Raw genomic sequence first — 17575 nt, forward strand, 5'->3', positions numbered from 1 at the left:
CTAATCAGACGGCAGAGAAGACTATTGTCCCTGATTGGCCGCGACTGGCTCATGCAAGACCCAGATCCTCCGGTGAGCCGCCACCGCGGCGGATGATCTCAGGCTCGTCCCCATGCCCCATGGGGGTCAGATCCACCACCGTGGTGGGCGCCAGACTGCAAGCTCCTGCGTCGATGACAGCGGCCAGCTCATGCTCAAAGCGGTCACGAATCTCAGCGGCGTCGTTCAGCGGGTCGCTCTCGTCAGGCGGAATGAGGGTCGTGGCCAGCAAAGGAGCCCCGTGCGCCTCCAGCAAGGCCAGTGTGACCCTGTGGTCGGGCACGCGCAAACCCACGGTCTTGCGTGATGGGTGGCTTACCCGGCGAGGCACTTCCTTGGATGCTTCAAGGATGAACGTGTACTGACCCGGCGTGGCCAGCTTGAGCAAGCGGTATTGTCGGTTGTCGACTTTGGCGTAGCTCGACAGTTCACTCAGGTCACGGCACAACAACGTGAGGTGGTGTTTCTGATCCATGCCCCGTATGCGTCGCAAATTATCGGCCGCAGCTTTGTCATCCAGGTGGCAGACCAGCGCATAGCTCGAGTCTGTCGGAACAGCCACGATCCCTCCGCGCTGCAGCAGCTGGGCTGCTTGCGACATGAGCCGTGCCTGAGGGTTCTCGGGGTGAACTTCAAAGAACTGGGACATGCGTCAGGGATAAGGGAAGAAGGATGAGGGGCCGAGCATCACAAGGTCGATCGCATCAGTGCATCTTGTCTTCCAGCCGCTCCCAGATGGGCGTGACTTTCGCGGGCAGTTCCGGGAGGCTGCCCAGATCACACCGGCTCTCTTCCGGGCTGTGGAAATCGCAGCCACGCGAGGCGTACAGGTCAAATTCGCGGCAGAACTCTGCGTATTTGACAACCTCGCTGGCATTGTGAGCGCTTGTCTGCACCTCAACGCCTGCGCCGCCGAGCGCCTTGAATTCGGTGAAGAGGGCGTACTCCTCATTGGCGGTAAAGCTGTAGCGGGCAGGGTGCGCGATGACGGCCAGTCCTCCTGCTCCGTGAATCCAGTCCAGCGCATCGGACAGTTTGGCCCACCGATGCGGCACGAAGCCAGGCTTGCCGTCTGCCAGGTATTTGCGGAACACCTCGTTGGTGTCGCTGCAATGGCCGGCTTCGACGATGTACCGGGCGAAGTGGGTCCGGGAGATCAGCTCCATGTTGTCGACATACTTGAGCGCACCCTCGAAAGCGCCGGGAATACCCACTTTGGCCAGCTCCTCCGCCATTTCGCGCGCGCGAGCTTCACGGCCGCCTCGTGTCCCCTTGAGCCCGGCCACGAGTCTTTCGTTGTGGTGATCGAACCCCAGACCAACGATATGCACTGTTACCCCGGCAAAGGTCACCGAGATTTCGGTTCCTGTGAGGTATCGCATACTGTGGCTCTGTGCTGCGGTGATGGCCCGGTCCTGACCGCCCACTTCATCGTGGTCGGTCAGGGCCCAAAGCTGGACGCCATTGGCTTTGGCGCGGGCAGCCAGCTCCTCTGGTGTCAGGGTGCCATCGGAGACCACGGAGTGGCAATGCAGGTCGGCGTTCAATGTACGGCTCATGACGCCATTTTAGGTGCCCGGTGCACCTTCGCGCGTCACAGCGGGAGACTGCGCCTGCAGTAGGGGTAAAGAAGGCCCCCCTCACCCAGGGCACGGCAGCCCTTTACTGGGAGGAGCCTTCGGTCTGCGGTCGTCAGCCCGTATTGCGAATACCGGCCGCGATGCCATTGATTGAAATGTGGAGGCCGCGCCGCACCTTGTCAGTGCGGTCTGCCTTGCTGGCGCCTGCCCGGTAGCGACGGATCAGCTCCACTTGCAGGTGGTGCAGCGGATCGATGTAGGGGAAGCGGTGGCGAATCGAGCGCTGCAATGCAGCGTTGTTGGCCAGGCGCTGGCGGTCACCCGTGATCAGTTGCAAGGCCTGTCCGGTACGGTGCCATTCTTCCTCGATGGCGGTGAACACCTGCTTGCGCAGGCGACTGTCCTCCACCAGTTCCGCATAGCGCGAGGCCAGAGCCAGGTCACTCTTGGCCATCACCATGTCCATGTTGGAGAGCAGGGTGCGGAAGAACGGCCACTGCTTGGCCATGCGCTGGAGCAGTTGTTTGCGACGGGCCACCCCTTGGCGGCCTTCCATGTTCAGGAACTCGTGTACCGCCGTGCCGAACCCGTACCAGCCGGGCAGCGTCAGTCGACACTGCCCCCAACTGAATCCCCAGGGAATGGCACGCAGGTCTTCGATGTTTTGCCCGGGTTTGCGCGAGGCAGGTCGAGAGCCAATGTTCAACTCGGCGATCTCCCTGATCGGTGTGGCGGAGAAAAAATATTCGCCGAATCGAGGGGTTTCATAGACCAGCGCACGGTAGGCAGCCATGCTCATGCGCGAGAGGGACTCTGCCGCTTCCATGAAGCTTGCAGGTGCATCGGTGGTTGGTTGGAGCAGTGTCGATTCCAGCGTGGCGGCCACCAGTGTCTCCAGGTTGCGCCGTCCGATGTCAGGGTTGGCGTATTTGGAGCCAATCACTTCCCCCTGCTCGGTCAGGCGGATCTGCCCGCGCACTGTGCCCGGAGGCTGCGCCAGAATGGCGTCATAGCTGGGTCCGCCCCCTCGGCCGACAGTGCCGCCCCGGCCATGGAACAACCTCAGTCGCAGCTGACGGTGGGAAGACACGACTTTGGCCTTGCCGCCCCTGGCGCGTTTGGCGGGCTTCGCTGCCTGGTTCAACTCGTCGAACAGGGCGACCAGCGCCGTTTCAGCCTGGTACAGCTCCCAGTTGCTGGTGAAGATGCCGCCATCCTTGTTGCTGTCCGAGTAGCCGAGCATGATGTCCTGCTCGCAGTAACCATCGGCTTGGCTGGCATCGATCATCGCGCGAACGCCGGGCAATGCGTAGAAGTCGCGCATGATGGGGGCCGCATTGCGCAAGTCCTCGATGGTTTCGAAGAGCGGCACCACAATCAGGTCGCATTGGGCCTTTTCGCCCAGCACACCGGTGAACAGGCCGGCCTCCTTTTGCAGGACCAGCACTTCCAGCAGGTCACTGACCGCTTCGGTGTGGCTGATGATGCTGTGGCGGATCATCTGTTCACCGTATTGCTGCCGACCCACGCGAGCCTGCTCAAAGATGGCCAGTTCACTCTTGAGGTGATCGGAATACCCGGCGCCAGGAATACGCAATGGGCGGGCATCGCGCAGTTGATCGAGCAGCAGTTCGCGCTTGGCGTCTTCGTCGAGTGCGCTGTAGTCGGCCTCGATCCGGGCCTTGGCCAGCAACTCGGCCACCACTGCCTCGTGCTTGTCCGAGCTTTGGCGCAAATCCAGCGTTGCAAGGTGAAATCCAAAGACCTCGATGGCGCGCATCAACGGACGCAGGCGGATACGCGTCAATGCAGCGCCGTGATTGAGGCGCAATGAGCCGTCGATGACCTTGAGGTCGGCGAGGAACTGCGCAGCAGAGCTGTATGGGTCCTGGGGCGCCACCGCATGCCTGGCGGCCTCTGTGCCTGTCAGTGTCTGCAAGGTGGCCGCCAGGCGAGCGTAGATGCCTGTGAGGGCCAGCCGGTAGGGCTCGTCCTGTCGGTGTGCATTGGTGTCTGGAGAGCGGTCTGCCAGGGCTTGCATGGCCTTGTCGACCTTGACCAGGGTTGCCGACATGGACAGTTCGGCGCCCAGCTGGTGGACTTCACGCAGGTAGTGCCTGAGCACCACTTCTGCCTGACTGCGCATGGCTTGCTTGAGCGTGGCCGCATCCACAAAGGGGTTGCCGTCACGGTCACCGCCAATCCACTGCCCCATGCGCAGAAACGGCGCAACATGCACTGTGTCGTCATGGCGCGTCGCGCCGGGCGTCAGGGCTGCTTCCAGATCGCCATACAGGCGCGGAATCTGCGTCAGGAAGGTGGATTCGTAGTAGCTCAGCGAGTTCTCGATTTCGTCTGAAACGGTGAGCTTGGTGAAGCGAAGCAGGCGCGTCTGCCAAAGCTGCGTCACACGGGCGCGGATAAGCGACTCGTTGTCCGATTTTTCCGCGGGCACCAGCTGGTCGCGTTGAGCCAGCAAATGCGCGATGTCGCGCTCGGCATCCAGGATGCTCTTTCGCTGAACTTCGGTGGGGTGTGCTGTCAGAACCGGCGATACGTGACTGTGGGCCAGCGCTTCAATGACCGCAGCAGGCCGGATGCGAGCCTCTTTCAAGCGCTGCAAGGTCATGGCCAGACTGCCTTCCTGTACGTGACCTTCGCGTGCATGGTGGGCTCGCCGCCGGATGTGATGGCGGTCTTCTGCCAGGTTGGCCAGGTGACTGAAGTAGGTGAAGGCGCGAATCACGCTGACGGTCTGCTCACCGCTCAGCCGTTTCAGAAGCGCCTTGAGGTTGCGGTCGGCTTGCCGGTCGTCGTGCCGGCGAAAGGCCACCGAGAGGCGTCGAACCTGTTCGATCAGTTCATACGCTTCTCGGCCTTCCTGTTCGCGAATGACGTCGCCCAGGATTTTGCCCAGCAAACGGATGTCGTCGATCAGGGGTTGGTCTTTTTCGTTGCTTCGCTTGGATGCGGATTTCGCAGGTGTTTTGTTGGCCATTCGGTCTTCGATCCGGACAAGGGGCAGTCGGTTGCAATCAAAAGTGACGCGCAAGTTACACGAGGGTATCCCATGCTAGCATCGATGGTTGCCGGCAAGAGGTATGCCAAGGCGCATTCGCCGGTACATTCTTGCTCTTGCTTCGGTCTCTATTGTTCCATTGAAAGATTTGCCACTGTGACCGTCACATCCAGTGCAGCCGGCGCGCTGTCCATTGTCATTGCTACCCGTGAAAGCCGTCTGGCGCTTTGGCAGGCAGAGCATGTGAAAGCTTTGCTGGAGCAGCGTGGCCATCGTGTGACTTTGCTGGGCATGACGACCAAAGGCGATCAGATTCTGGACAGAAGCCTCTCCAAAGTGGGCGGCAAAGGCCTTTTCGTCAAGGAGCTTGAAGTCGCGCTGGAGCAGGGCAAAGCGGACATCGCCGTTCATTCGCTCAAGGATGTGCCCATGGATTTGCCACAGGGCTTCGAACTTGCGTGTGTGATGGAGCGCGAAGACCCACGCGATGCCTGGGTGTCGCCGTCCTGTGACGGTCTGGCAGATCTGCCTGCACAGGCCATCGTCGGTACAAGCAGTCTTCGTCGGCAGGTGCTTTTGCGTGATGCGCTGGACAAGCTGGGTCGGCACGACGTTCGCATTGAACCCTTGCGTGGCAACCTGGATACGCGATTGCGCAAACTCGACGAAGGGCAGTACCACGCCATTGTCCTTGCTGCAGCCGGGCTCAAGCGACTTGAACTGAGCCATCGCATCCGCCACATCTTCGAACCAGAGGAATCACTTCCTGCTGCGGGGCAGGGTGCTCTGGGCATCGAAATCGTCAGCGGTCGCCCGGATCTGGCTGAGGCGCTGGCTCCCTTGACGCACATGCCGACATGGCTGCGCGTTGCCGCCGAGCGAACGGTCTCCCGCGGCATGGGAGGAAGCTGCTCAATGCCTTTGGCCGCCTATGGCCGATGGGTTCATGATGCAGGGGACCACTTGCAACTCGAAGCCGCATGGGGTGATGTCGATGGTGTTTCGCCATTGATACATGTCAGCGAGTCGGCCACGGTGTGCACGCTCGAAGATGCAGAGGCACTGGGTGCCAAGGCCGTCCAGGCTTTGCTGGATGCGGGTGCGCAACCGGCTTCATCCTGATCGTTCGTCGGACAGACGCTCGGCGCATGGACCAGCACTCGTCCAGAACCATGACGAATGACCGGAGAACGCTGCTGCTGACGCGTCCCCTGACAGAGGCTGTCGAATGGGCAACGTCCCTGAGGTCGGCAGGCTACAGGGTCGAGCAACTACCCTTGATGGAGACCACGTCGCCGACGAACGCAGAAGACATTGAATCGCTGGACCATTGGCGGCGGCACTGGTCCTCCGCGAGTGCCATCATGATGGTCAGTCCGGCGGCTGTGCGCTGGTTTTTCGGTGGTTCGTCTGACGTCACCCCGCTGGTGACGGATGAGCGACAGGTTGACTCGCAGACCCGTTGGTGGTCGCCCGGTCCTGGAACGGCGAAAGTGCTGACCCGGTTACTGGCCGAACGAGGCCTGGACGCCCGGTGCGTCGATTCCCCACCAAATGACGCACAACAGTTCGATTCGGAAGCCCTGTGGGCTGTTGTTTCTGCCCAGGTGAAGCGAGGGAGCCATATTCTCGTGGTCCGGGGAAGAAGCCGGCTGCAAGCCGAAGTGCCGGCCGATGCATCAGCCAATCCAGGTGGTGATGGCCGCCAGTGGCTGCTCGATCAGTGCCGGTCCCTGGGCGCCAAAGTGAGCACCTGCGTGGCGTACGAGCGGCGGCCTGCAGACTGGTCGGCTGAGCAGCTGTCGCTTGCCGCGGCAAGCGACCATCCGCAAACGGCCTGGTTGTTCAGCAGTGGCGAGGCAATCGACATGCTCAGGCGCCGGATGCCCGATCACGACTGGGCCAGTGCGGTTGCATTGACCACCCATCCCCGTATTGCAATGGTTGCCAAGCATCTGGGGTTCGGAACAGTGCTATCTTGCCGACCCGGCTTGCCGGATGTCCTCGCGGCCCTAGAATCACATTGGAGCCATATCCAATGAACGAACAAGACAAATCCTCTTCACCTGCACCCTCAGCTTCTTCCGCGTCACCCTTGCCGGCCCCGGAGCAGCCGCCAAAGCCGCGTCCCGCCAAAGAGCAGGCGGACGCGGAGCCGCTGGTGGTGGATGCAGCCGTGAAGGAAAAGTCCACGCAAAAGTCCCCCAGAACCGGCGGAGGATGGGTTTCGACTTCACTGGGCCTTCTTGCTCTGCTTGTGGCCGCTGGTGCAGGCGCTGGCGCGTTTCATACCTGGCAGCAACTCAACGGAGCCAAAGAGGCGCTGGCGCGACAGACTGAAGATGTGAGGCTGGCCGTGACAGAAGCGACGCAGACGGCCAATTCCTCGGATGCACTGTCAAAGGAACTGCAAGCCCGGTTGACAGTGGCGGAAGTCAAGCTCTCCGAAGTGAGTTTGCAGCGCAGTCAGCTCGAGGAGCTGATGTTGTCTTTGTCGCGTTCCCGTGATGACAACCTGGTCCAGGACCTGGAGTCCTCCATCCGGCTGGCTCAGCAACAGGCGGTTCTCACAGGCAGTGCGCAACCATTGATTTCGGCGCTTCAGGCGGCTGACCAGCGGATCGCACGAGCAGCGCAACCGCGACTCAACCCTGTTCAGCGAGCCATCGCAAGGGACATCGAAACCATTCAGGCCGCCACGCTTGCAGACATTCCTGCTCTGGTGGTCAGGCTCGATGAAATGGCGCGCTCGGTGGACGAGTGGCCCGTGCTCAACGAAGTGGGGCCCTTGGCAACAGTTCAGCCGGGAGCGGCAAGCCGGGTGACCACCGATACCGGGCCAGAGCCTGCCTCCGAGGCGCAGGCGCCGTCGTCAGATGTATCGTCTACAGCGGTCGGTGACGCTACGTCGGCCGTATCAGCGTCGGGTGACCGATTCTCTGAGCTGATGAATGCCTTGTCTGCCTTTGGTGGCAAGGTCTGGGATGCCATGAGTGAAAAAGGGCGTGAACTGGTCAGGGTCAGCCGAGTGGATCGCCCGGAAGCGGCTTTGCTGGCGCCTGAACAGGCGTTCTTCCTGCGCGAGAACACAAAACTGCGCTTGCTCAATGCCCGGCTGGGTTTGCTGGCCAGGCAAATGGACTCGGCACAAGCTGACCTGCAGTCTGTCGAATCCTCTATCGACCGCTACTTTGACAGCTCGTCGGCACCGGTCGCGCAAGCCAAGCAGATGCTTGCAGAGCTGAGGCAAGAAGTGGCCACGACCGGCATGCCACGGCCTGAAGAGACCTTGACCGCTTTGGCGACTGCCGCAGGAGGCCGGTAATGCGTCATCAGCGTCAACGCGGAGCAGTCCGCAGTGTCATTTGGCTGCTGGCACTGACTGGCATCGCCGTCGGCCTTGCCCTTTTTCTGGGACGAAACCAGGCCACCGTGACGCTGTTCTGGGCGCCATACAGGTTCGACGTGTCGTTCAACCTCGTCTTGCTCTCGCTGGTGGTGGGTTTTCTGTTCCTGTATGTCGCATTGCGCGGCATTGCTCGTTTGCGGTCCATGCCGGAACGGGCCCGTCGCTGGCGCGAACTGCAAGCCGAGCGGTCGGCGGTGGGGTCTTTGCTGGACGCCTTGTCGCACTTGCTGGCGGGACGCTTTGTGCGTGCGCAGTCTGCTGGCAAGGAGGCTGTCTCGCAGATCGAGGGGCTGAATGCTCGCCAATGGGGGCACAGGCGCCAGGCCTTGTTGCTGTCGCATTTGCTGGTGGCCGAAAGCGCTCAGTCGTTGCGCAAGGAAGGGGAGCGAGATGAGCACCTGGAGGCTGCGCTTGACCCCGCCCTGACCAAAGCCACGCCGGAGTCACAGGAGGGCGTTTTGCTTCGTTCTGTTCGATGGGCGATTGAAGACCGCGATGTCGATCTTGCTCGTGCCCGGCTGGACCGTTTGCCACAAGGCGCGGCACGTCGCATTCAGGCGTTGCGCTTGAAGTTGCGCATCGCCCGCCTGGCCGGCGAATCGGGGGAAGCGCTGGAGGTGGCCCGTCTTCTGTCCAAGCACAAGGCGTTTTCTGCCGAGGCAGCGCGTAGTGTTCTTCGTGGACTGGTGCTCGACGCGATCAAGGCATGCCATGACATGCAGCAGTTGCGGGGCATATGGAAGGGCCTGGATGCCAAGGAACGATCCATGCCCGATATCGCCCTGGCGGCCGTCAACCGCGCAGCCGCTCTTCAAGCACCCGGCGCAGCAGCAGAAGGCGTCAACATGGGACGACTTGTTCGAGACTGGCTTGAGCCCGTCTGGTCGGATTTTGGTGAACTCAGCGAATCCCAGCAATTGCGATTCGTGGGCGCGCTGGAGAAAGGCCTGACGGACATGGATGCAGACATGCTTGGGCGCATCGAGCGAACCTTGCGCGAGCACCCCAACAACGCCTTCTGGCAGTACCTTGCGGGTCAGGCTTTCATGCAGCGGCAACTCTGGGGCAAAGCCGCCCAGTTGTTGGGGCAGGCCAGTCACCACCTGCCGGAAGGTGACCTGTTGCGCCGAACCTGGTGTTCTTTGGCGGTTCTTGCCGAAGAGAGAGGTGATGACGCTGAGGCCAGCCAGGCATGGAAGAAGGCGGCACAGATGGGTTGAATATCTGTGGTGTCCTGACGAGATGCCTTTGGTTCGCAATGAAAAAGCCGGCAAGTTTGCCGGCTTTTTCGTTGCACTCATCTCGTGCTGCGGCCGATTTCACCGCGCCACTGTGTAAACAGAAGCTTCAGGCCTCAAAAGGCAGCTTCACCTCACTCAGGTCTTTGCGGGTTTCGACAAGAATCAAGGGGCCTTCATCGAGGACCACCACAGGTTTGGGTTCGCGAGGCACATGCACGGGCTTGGGTTCGGCTGCAATGGCTGCCTGAACCTTGGCGACCTTGTCTGCATCCGAATTGACCCATTGCAAACCGGCTGCGCTGGCCACCTCGTCCAGTGCGGCAAGATCCAGTTTGTATTCGGCCACTGCCGGCATGCCAAGGTCTTGCTGCTCAGTGGAGGGCTCTTGAACAGATGGCTCTGCGACAACCGGTGATTCGACTGCCAGCACCACTGGCGCAGGTTCAGCCGTTTGCTCTGACATGTCTGCATCAGCGGTTTCGGCTTGCGTTGCTGTAGGCGAACCGCTGTCCACAGGCATGGTGAAGTAGCTACGGGTGCGCACTGGCGCCGCTTCCGCTTCCGCAGCTTGCAGCGGCTCGGCAGCAGCCTCGGGTGTGTCCGTCGATGCTTCTTCCGTCACTACGGGGTTGGCCTGTCGCTCACGACGGTCTCTGCCGTACCGGTCGCGGCTACGGCGCTCGCGTTGCGGCTTGGCCTGCTCAGAGGACGGAGATGCCGAGTCGCCCGGCGTTCCAGAGGCCTCTGAAGTGGCAGTGGCACTCTCAGGCGCATACGACGCATTGTCTGCCTGCAGATCGCCTTCGTTGCCCACGCCTTGCTGTTCCCGCTGTTGCGCCTCGTCCCCACTGTTGCGACGCCGTGAACGGCTGCGGCTGCGGCGGGAACGCTTGGGTGCACCCTCGCTACCTGGCTCGCGGGTATCTCCAGCTCCTGGCAGGTTCTGGTTGGCGCTTTCGGCCACCTGTGCGCTTTGCTCTTCATTTGCCTCGGCGTTCTTCTGAACGTCTTTGGCCTGCTTTGCGCCGTCACTGTCCTGTTGACGCTGGCCACGTCTGCCGCCTTGTCCGCGACGCGCTTCGCCGGCCCTCTCTCCGGATTTTGTGCCGCTGCGGCCTTCAGCGCGGCCATTGCGACCACGTCGACCATTGCCGCTCTTGCTGCCATCTTTGTCTTTCGCGGCAGCGTCGCGCTGGCCTTTGGCGCCAGTGCCACTGTTTTGCTCGGGGGCCTGTGAGTTGGCGTCTGCGGCAGCAGGGGTCAGGCCCAGCAGCGACTTGAACCAGCCGAGGAAGCCTTTTTCAGCTGCGGGCACCGCTGCTGCTGCCGTTCGTGCGGCCTGTTGCGCTGGCTGGTGAGCTGGCTGTTTCTCTGCCTGCACGGGCTTGGGCGGCACCGCCGGTGCCGGACCGTCTGGCAGCACGCCTTTGATGACGGGCTCTTGCCGGTTGGTGCGCTCCTGGCTGCGCCGGGTGACACTGGTCGTGTCTTCAGCCTCGTCTGCCATCTTGTAGCTGGCATCGAGATTGTCCAGGCGGGGGTCGTCGTGTTTGATGCGTTCGAGCTTGTAGTTGGGTGTCTCGAGCGATTTGTTGGGAACGAGCAGCACGTTGATGCGCTGCTTCAGTTCGATTTTGGTGATCTCATTGCGCTTTTCGTTCAGGAGGAAGCTGGCCACTTCCACAGGCACCTGTACGAAAACGGCGGCTGTTCCGTCCTTGAGCGACTCTTCCTGAATGACGCGGAGAATCTGCAGGGCGGAGCTTTCTGTGTCGCGGATGTGGCCTGAGCCACCGCACCTTGGACAAGGAATGGAAGCGCCTTCGCTCAGCATGGGCTTGAGACGCTGGCGGCTCATTTCGAGCAGGCCGAACTTGCTGATGGAGCCGAATTGCACACGGGCGCGGTCCTGTCGCAGGGCATCGCGCAAGCGGTTTTCGACTTCGCGGCGGTTTTTCGACTCATCCATGTCGATGAAGTCGATCACGATCAGGCCGCCGAGGTCGCGCAGGCGCGCCTGACGGGCTACTTCGTCTGCCGCTTCGAGGTTGGTACGTGTTGCTGTTTCTTCAATGGCGCCGCCCTTGATGGCGCGGGCCGAGTTCACGTCCACTGCGACCAATGCCTCGGTCTGGTCGATCACAATGGCGCCGCCACTTGGCAACTGCACAATCCGGCTGTACGCAGTTTCAATCTGGTGCTCGATCTGAAACCGCGAAAACAGAGGGGCGTCGTCACGATAGCGCTTCACGCGATGGCCGTGTTCGGGCATCACATGGCTCATGAACTGGTGCGCCTGCTCGTAAATGTCGTCCGTATCGATGAGGATTTCGCCGATATCGCTGTTGAAATAATCGCGAATGGCGCGGATGACGAGGCTCGATTCCTGATAGATGAGGAAAGCGCCTTTGCCAGCTGTGGCTGCGCCGTCAATGGCATCCCAAAGCTTGAGCAGGTAGTTCAGGTCCCATTGCAATTCGGCTGCGTCGCGGCCAATGCCTGCGGTGCGAGCGATGATGCTCATGCCCTTGGGGTATTGCAATTGATCCAGGGCAGCCTTGAGTTCAGCCCTTTCTTCTCCCTCGATTCGGCGGCTGACACCACCGCCACGCGGGTTGTTGGGCATGAGGACCACATATCGGCCGGCCAGGCTGATGAACGTGGTCAGCGCAGCACCTTTGTTGCCGCGTTCTTCCTTTTCCACCTGGACCAGCAATTCCTGGCCCTCTTTGATCACGTCATTGATGCGTGCCTGGGAAGGTGAAACATTTCCCTGGAAATACTGCTTTGAGATTTCCTTGAACGGCAGGAATCCATGCCGCTCCTCGCCGTAGTCAACAAAACAGGCTTCCAGCGAAGGCTCGACTCGTGTCACCACGGCCTTGTAAATATTCCCCTTTCGCTGCTCCCTGCCTTCAATTTCGATTTCGTAGTCGAGGAGTTTTTGTCCGTCGACGATGGCCAGGCGGCGCTCTTCGGCCTGCGTGGCGTTGATCAGCATACGCTTCATGTTGCGTCTTCCTTTGCGTGTCACTCATTGCGTGGACACCCGTCCTTTCGGGCAGGCACCGGTCTGCCGGGAACCAGCAAAAAAAGAGGCAAACGGGGGAGGGAATTGCCGGAGAGCTGTGGGCAGGTCAGTGCGGCACCGGGCATTCGCTCCCGAAGGGGCGAACGGTGCTCGCACGCGAGCTCAAAGCGTAGGCGCGTGGAAAGGGGTGATTCACGGGGGAGCAGTGCCGGCCATGAGGCCAGTTGCGTCCGTACTGCGTAAGCTTCTTCACTCGATTCCTCGGCCAGTTTCACGGGGCTGGACCTGCCAGCCACCGCCAACTGACCGATTGGGGTATTCCGTTAGCGGGTTTGCGTTCTTTTGGTACAGGTTCGCCCGTGCATCTCTTGTGCGAGACAGGCAAGCGGTTGTTCACACGCTCAAGCCGTCTCTGAGCACACGTCACATGCACGGTTGGCAATGTGTCTGGGCCTGCCCGGAGCCATCGCTCCCACGGGCTGACTGTGCCTACTTGACGTAAACTCAAAAAAATCAAGTACTTACAGTCTGCACCAGACAGCCCGATTATAGTGCCGCAATTGTTCTTGCGGTTTTTTTCTTTTCCTGCTTTGAATTCCTCCAGCAATCAGTCCGCAGCGCTATCAACAGTGCAGCACCTCGTGGTCGGCGAGGAGTCGGAAGGCCAACGGATCGACAACTTTCTCATCCGCTGTCTCAAAGGCGTTCCGAAATCCCACATCTACCGCATCATTCGCTCCGGGGAGGTTCGCCGCAACAAGGGGCGGGTTTCCGCCCAGGACCGTGTCGAGGTGGGGGACGTCATTCGGGTGCCGCCCGTTCGGGTTTCGTCCAGGCCAGATGCAGACGTTCGCGCGCCGGCAAGAGACTTCGCGATATTGTTCGAAGATGATGGCTTTCTGGCGGTAGACAAACCTGCCGGTGTGGCGGTGCACGGCGGCAGCGGGGTGAGTTTTGGCGTTATCGAGCAATTGCGCCAGAGCAGGCCGCAAGCCCGCATGCTTGAACTGGTTCATCGTCTGGACAGGGAAACCAGCGGCCTTCTGCTGGTGGCGAAAAAGCGGAGTGCGCTCCGGTCGCTGCAGGAGCAGTTCAGACAGCGATCGACCGGCAAAACTTATCTGACACTTGTTGCAGGGCATTGGCCGCAAAACCTGAAGGTCCTTGATCAACCCTTATACAAGTACCTTCAGGCCGATGGCGAGAGGCGGGTTCGGGTTTGTCAGGCAGGAGATGAAGGTGCCATGACGGCGCTGAGTCTGGTGAAAGTGGCGCAGCGTTACACACTGGGTGAATTGCACTTTTCTTTGCTTGAAGTGACGATCAAGACTGGCCGGACACACCAGATCCGGGTTCATTTGTCGTCTGCCGGTTATCCAATTGCGGGCGATGACAAATACGGACAATTTGACCTGAATAAACGACTGGCCAAGTTGGGGTTGAAGAGGATGTTTCTTCACGCTTGGCGCTTGCGGCTGATAAACCCTTCCACTGATGAGTCCCTTGAGTTACATTCCGAATTGTCGGTTGATTTGAGAGACTGGCTCAATACACTTGGGGAGCAATAAGAACTGAACGCAAACTGCCAGAGACGCGGCCCGCCTGAATTAATTCGATGGAAATGGGTCTTGTGTGGCTGCAGTTGACCTGTGCTTTGAAAAACTGAAAAGGGCAAAACATGGCTTCTTATGATGAATTGATGGCGCAAGCCAAAGCGCTGATGGAACAGGCAGAGCAGGCACGAAAGAACGAGCTTGCCGAAGTGATTGCCGATATTCGTGCCAAGATGAAACAGTATGGAATCACTGTGGAGGATCTCGGCGGCGCCACGCGTGGCCGAAAGCCTGGCAAAGCCAAGGCACCGGCCAAATACCGCGGCCCCAATGGTGAACTGTGGGCAGGTGGCCCTGGCCGCAAGCCAGAGTGGGTTCGATCCGTTCTGGCATCGGGCAAGAGCATTGAAGATTTTCGAATCTGAAGCCCTTTTCGCTGATGACTGCATGAAAGGCACCCCCGGGGTGCCTTTCTTTCGTCTGGGCACCCATGCGCCGCGCGCAAATCTTGCAGCGAGGTCATAATCTGCGCCATGCCAAAACGCCAATATGACCTGATTGCATTCGACTGGGATGGCACTCTGTTTGACTCCACAGCCATCATCACTCGCTGCATTCAACTGGCAGTGGCCGATGTGGGTGGAAGTGTGCCCACGGATGCCCGCGCCAGCTATGTCATCGGCATGGGCTTGATGCAAGCCCTGGCCCATGCCGCGCCCGACGTCCCGCAGGACAAGTACCCTTTGCTGGGTGAGCGGTACCGGCATCACTACATGGCGCACCAGCACGACATCACGCTGTTTGAAGGTGTTTCCGGCCTGCTGGCAGAACTGAAGTCCCGGCATTACTGGCTGACCGTGGCGACAGGCAAGAGTCGCAGAGGACTCGATGAGGCTCTGCACTCGTCGGAGCTCACCGGTGTTTTTGACGGATCGCGGACAGCGGATGAAACCGCGGGCAAACCCAGCCCCTTGATGCTCAACGAACTGATGCGGGAATTCGGTGCGGCACCAGAGCGAACGCTGATGATCGGGGACACCACCCACGATCTGCAGATGGCGTTGAATGCAGGATGCGACAGTCTGGGTGTCAGTTATGGGGCTCATGAACCCGACAGCTTCGCGTCCCTGTCGCCGAGGGCGGTGCTGCACTCTGTGGACGAGCTCAGGCAGTGGCTTCTTGCCCATGCCTGAAGAGCGAACTTCATTCGTGGATCGAGGCCGGCTGCCATGACGCACCCGTCTGTCATTCCGCCGCCAGAGCCAGCGCCTGACGACCCCAGAATTGCCTTGTGTCGCTCGGCGGATCTGGTCAACAGTGGTCGGGCTGTGGGCTTTGACGTGATGTACGGTGGCCAGACATGTCGGGCATTTGCCATTCGGTATGAAGGCAAGGTGTACGCTTATCTCAACCGGTGCAGCCACGTGGCCATGGAACTGGATTGGCAGCCCGATCGTTTCTTCGACGATACGGGCAAATGGCTGCTGTGCGCTACTCACGGCGCCCGCTATCGGCCGGATTCAGGTGAATGCACAGGTGGGCCCTGCCGTGGCGGGCTTGTGCAAATAGCACTGATTGAGACAGGTGATGTGGTTTACTGGCAGTCACATTATTTGCTCAAGCCCGTGGCGTTCTGAGGTGAAACGACACCTGTTTGCACTTACATTTGTCTTCAGCGAAACAAGAGGACTACTGAAGAAAGAGAAGCATGGCCAACCCAATGGAAGACGCCCAACGACGCGAACCGTACATTGCTGACGGAAAGGCTGCTGTTCCCTGGGAGCGCGAACTGGTGGAGAAGCTGGTGTTGGCGCAACTGCGTGAACAGAAAGCAGTTCGACGTTGGCGGATATTCAGCAGGCTCTTGTGGCTCTCGATCATCGGTGCTTTTTTGTGGCTCATGTTTTTTTCCGAGCAGCTCAGGCCCTCTGTCAAGACGCCTCACACGGCCGTGATCGAGATTCGTGGTGAGATTTCTGCGGGCGCCGAAGCGAGTGCCGAGAATGTGTTGGCATCGCTGCGGGCAGCCTATGACGACGAAGCCGCCAAGGCGGTGGTATTGCTGATCAATTCTCCTGGCGGCAGCCCGGTTCAGGCAGGCATCATCAACGACGAAATCGTTCGTTTGCGTGGATTGCACCCCGACAAGAGGGTGTATGCGGTGGTACAAGACTTGTGTGCTTCAGCTGCCTACTACATTGCAGCGTCCGCAGACGAGATTTACGTTGACAAGGCAAGCCTGGTAGGGAGTATCGGTGTATTGATGGACGGCTTCGGCTTTACCGGCCTGATGGAGAAGCTGGGCGTCGAACGCCGCTTGCTGACGGCTGGTGAGCACAAGGGCATGCTCGATCCATTCAGCCCCCAGGATGAAGCCGAGCGCGCCTACATTCAATCCATGCTGACCGAAATCCATACGCAGTTTATTGATGTGGTGAAAGAAGGTCGGGGTGACCGCCTCAAGGAAACACCCGAGACATTCAGTGGGCTGGTCTGGAGTGGTCAGGAAGCGGTGGAAATCGGCTTGGCCGACGGCCTTGGCAGCCTCGATCAGGTGGCCCGTGAATTGGTCAAGGCGGAAGAAGTCGTTGATTACACCCAGCGGGAATCGGTTGGCATGCGACTTGCACGAGAGTTGGGCATGAGCATGGGGCGAGGCGTTTACGAGGCAGCGACTGCTGCTGGCATGAAGATTCGTTGAGTGGCGTCTGGCGCCGCTCCGACCCCGCTTGAGGGTCGATATCTGTTAGGAGGTTGAAAGTTGCAAATCAAGAAAGCTGTTTTTCCCGTCGGTGGCATGGGAACCCGATTCCTGCCTGCTACCAAGGCTATTCCCAAGGAGATGCTGCCTGTCGTTGACAAGCCTCTTATCCAGTATGCAGTGGAGGAAGCTTACGCAGCTGGAATTCGGGAGATGATTTTTGTCACTGGCCGTCACAAGAGGGCGATTGAAGACCATTTCGACACCGCCTATGAGCTCGAAGCCGAGCTGGCGGCTGCCAACAAGAACGAGTTGCTGGATCTGGTGAACTCCATCAAGCCGGAAGACATGAACTGCATTTATGTCCGGCAACCAAAGGCGCTCGGTCTGGGGCATGCAGTGATGTGCGCGGAGTCTCTGGTGGGCGATGACCCTTTTGCCGTTCTTTTGGCCGATGACCTCATGCTGGGTGCCGAGCAGACCAAAGGCGGGCCGACGGTGTTGCAGCAGATGGTCCAGGCATATGAGTCTCAGCCAGGCATTGTTCTGGCGGTGCAGGACGTACCCAAGGAAGACACCAAACGGTATGGCGTGGTGGATGTGCGCGGCGCTGATGCGAGGCAGGCTGAAGTCTTTGGCATGGTGGAAAAGCCTTCTCCCGAGAAGGCCCCTTCTACGCTTGCTGTCGCTGGGCGCTACATTCTCACACCAAGCGTTTTCCAGAGCGTGCGTGAGCAACCTCGGGGCGCAGGTGGAGAAATTCAGCTGACCGATGGCATTGCCGCACTGATCGGCAAGGAAAAGGTCTATGCGTTCCGCTACGACGGTAAGCGATACGACTGCGGCAGCAAGGAAGGCTTCCTGCAGGCGACCGTAGACCTGGCATTGGCCAACCCCGAGTTGAGCACTGCTTTGCGCGCGCACCTGGCGACGCTCGGCTGAAGCGGGGCGGGCTCCTGTGGTCAGTCATTCATGGGTGGCCGCCGCACCCGGCACCTCTTG

14 protein-coding genes are annotated in these 17575 nt (G+C 60.1%); 10 read left to right on the plus strand and 4 right to left on the minus strand.

What is annotated here, in order from left to right:
- Positions 1 to 49: 49 nt before the first annotated feature.
- The 3 genes from ABWV89_RS08110 to ppc form a co-directional block, all read right to left on the minus strand.
- Positions 50 to 688: an L-threonylcarbamoyladenylate synthase gene (locus ABWV89_RS08110; RefSeq protein ID WP_353395736.1), complete on the minus strand. Its 639-nt coding sequence runs from the start codon at positions 686 to 688 to the stop codon at positions 50 to 52.
- Between the two features lie 55 nt (positions 689 to 743).
- Positions 744 to 1598 carry a 3',5'-nucleoside bisphosphate phosphatase gene (locus ABWV89_RS08115; RefSeq protein WP_353395737.1) on the minus strand — a complete coding sequence of 285 codons (855 nt, stop codon included), beginning with the start codon at positions 1596 to 1598 and terminating at the stop codon, positions 744 to 746.
- Positions 1599 to 1731: 133 nt separating this feature from the next.
- A complete protein-coding gene (gene ppc / locus ABWV89_RS08120; protein ID WP_353395738.1) occupies positions 1732 to 4617 on the minus strand; it encodes a phosphoenolpyruvate carboxylase in 2886 nt (961 codons plus the stop codon).
- Positions 4618 to 4794: 177 nt separating this feature from the next.
- On the opposite strand from ppc, the gene hemC reads away from it, so the two are divergent.
- Genes hemC through ABWV89_RS08140 form a run of 4 tightly spaced genes read left to right on the plus strand, consistent with a single transcriptional unit; the run spans position 4795 to position 9267 of the window.
- A complete protein-coding gene (gene hemC / locus ABWV89_RS08125) occupies positions 4795 to 5760 on the plus strand; it encodes a hydroxymethylbilane synthase (RefSeq protein WP_353395739.1) in 966 nt (321 codons plus the stop codon).
- A 26-nt stretch (positions 5761 to 5786) separates the two neighbouring features.
- Complete coding sequence (locus ABWV89_RS08130; RefSeq protein WP_353395740.1) at positions 5787 to 6680, plus strand: uroporphyrinogen-III synthase; 894 nt, start codon at positions 5787 to 5789, stop codon at positions 6678 to 6680.
- Positions 6677 to 7963, plus strand: coding sequence for a uroporphyrinogen-III C-methyltransferase (locus ABWV89_RS08135; protein WP_353395741.1), 1287 nt, complete (start codon positions 6677 to 6679; stop codon positions 7961 to 7963). Before ABWV89_RS08130 ends, ABWV89_RS08135 begins: the two co-directional genes overlap by 4 nt.
- On the plus strand, positions 7963 to 9267 hold the full coding sequence (locus tag ABWV89_RS08140; RefSeq protein ID WP_353395742.1) for a heme biosynthesis HemY N-terminal domain-containing protein: 1305 nt from the start codon (positions 7963 to 7965) through the stop codon (positions 9265 to 9267). The genes ABWV89_RS08135 and ABWV89_RS08140 overlap by 1 nt, the downstream gene beginning before the upstream one ends.
- Positions 9268 to 9394: 127 nt before the next feature.
- Here the strand turns inward: ABWV89_RS08140 and ABWV89_RS08145 are convergent, their stop codons facing one another.
- Positions 9395 to 12298, minus strand: coding sequence for an Rne/Rng family ribonuclease (locus ABWV89_RS08145; protein ID WP_353395743.1), 2904 nt, complete (start codon positions 12296 to 12298; stop codon positions 9395 to 9397).
- Positions 12299 to 12870: 572 nt separating this feature from the next.
- On the opposite strand from ABWV89_RS08145, the gene ABWV89_RS08150 reads away from it, so the two are divergent.
- The 6 genes from ABWV89_RS08150 to galU all read left to right on the plus strand — a co-directional run bounded on the left by ABWV89_RS08150 (position 12871) and on the right by galU (position 17515).
- Entirely contained in the window at positions 12871 to 13887 is a 1017-nt protein-coding gene (locus tag ABWV89_RS08150) for an RluA family pseudouridine synthase (protein ID WP_502903173.1), read from the plus strand.
- Between the two features lie 110 nt (positions 13888 to 13997).
- The gene (locus ABWV89_RS08155; RefSeq protein WP_353395744.1) at positions 13998 to 14297 is read left to right on the plus strand and encodes an H-NS histone family protein; all 300 of its coding nucleotides are present in this window, start codon (positions 13998 to 14000) and stop codon (positions 14295 to 14297) included.
- Between the two features lie 108 nt (positions 14298 to 14405).
- Positions 14406 to 15065 carry an HAD family hydrolase gene (locus ABWV89_RS08160; RefSeq protein WP_353395745.1) on the plus strand — a complete coding sequence of 220 codons (660 nt, stop codon included), beginning with the start codon at positions 14406 to 14408 and terminating at the stop codon, positions 15063 to 15065.
- A gap of 36 nt (positions 15066 to 15101) precedes the next feature.
- Complete coding sequence (locus ABWV89_RS08165; protein ID WP_353395746.1) at positions 15102 to 15509, plus strand: Rieske (2Fe-2S) protein; 408 nt, start codon at positions 15102 to 15104, stop codon at positions 15507 to 15509.
- 71 nt (positions 15510 to 15580) lie between these two features.
- Entirely contained in the window at positions 15581 to 16573 is a 993-nt protein-coding gene (locus tag ABWV89_RS08170) for a S49 family peptidase (RefSeq protein ID WP_502903174.1), read from the plus strand.
- A gap of 60 nt (positions 16574 to 16633) precedes the next feature.
- The gene (galU, locus tag ABWV89_RS08175) at positions 16634 to 17515 is read left to right on the plus strand and encodes a UTP--glucose-1-phosphate uridylyltransferase GalU (RefSeq protein ID WP_353395747.1); all 882 of its coding nucleotides are present in this window, start codon (positions 16634 to 16636) and stop codon (positions 17513 to 17515) included.
- The last annotated feature ends 60 nt before the right edge of the window (positions 17516 to 17575 follow it).

Source organism: Hydrogenophaga sp. 5NK40-0174, from assembly GCF_040372165.1.
Lineage (GTDB): Bacteria > Pseudomonadota > Gammaproteobacteria > Burkholderiales > Burkholderiaceae_C > Hydrogenophaga.

Bases quoted from the DNA above. Each gene is read 5' to 3' on its own strand.
- ABWV89_RS08110 (WP_353395736.1), bottom strand. From the start codon at position 688: ATGTCCCAGTTCTTTGAAGTTCACCCCGAGAACCCTCAGGCACGGCTC.
- ABWV89_RS08115 (WP_353395737.1), bottom strand. From the start codon at position 1,598: ATGAGCCGTACATTGAACGCCGACCTGCATTGCCACTCCGTGGTCTCC.
- ppc (WP_353395738.1), bottom strand. From the start codon at position 4,617: ATGGCCAACAAAACACCTGCGAAATCCGCATCCAAGCGAAGCAACGAA.
- ABWV89_RS08130 (WP_353395740.1), top strand. From the start codon at position 5,787: ATGGACCAGCACTCGTCCAGAACCATGACGAATGACCGGAGAACGCTG.
- ABWV89_RS08135 (WP_353395741.1), top strand. From the start codon at position 6,677: ATGAACGAACAAGACAAATCCTCTTCACCTGCACCCTCAGCTTCTTCC.
- ABWV89_RS08140 (WP_353395742.1), top strand. From the start codon at position 7,963: ATGCGTCATCAGCGTCAACGCGGAGCAGTCCGCAGTGTCATTTGGCTG.
- ABWV89_RS08145 (WP_353395743.1), bottom strand. From the start codon at position 12,298: ATGAAGCGTATGCTGATCAACGCCACGCAGGCCGAAGAGCGCCGCCTG.
- ABWV89_RS08155 (WP_353395744.1), top strand. From the start codon at position 13,998: ATGGCTTCTTATGATGAATTGATGGCGCAAGCCAAAGCGCTGATGGAA.
- ABWV89_RS08160 (WP_353395745.1), top strand. From the start codon at position 14,406: ATGCCAAAACGCCAATATGACCTGATTGCATTCGACTGGGATGGCACT.
- ABWV89_RS08165 (WP_353395746.1), top strand. From the start codon at position 15,102: ATGACGCACCCGTCTGTCATTCCGCCGCCAGAGCCAGCGCCTGACGAC.
- ABWV89_RS08170 (WP_502903174.1), top strand. From the start codon at position 15,581: ATGGCCAACCCAATGGAAGACGCCCAACGACGCGAACCGTACATTGCT.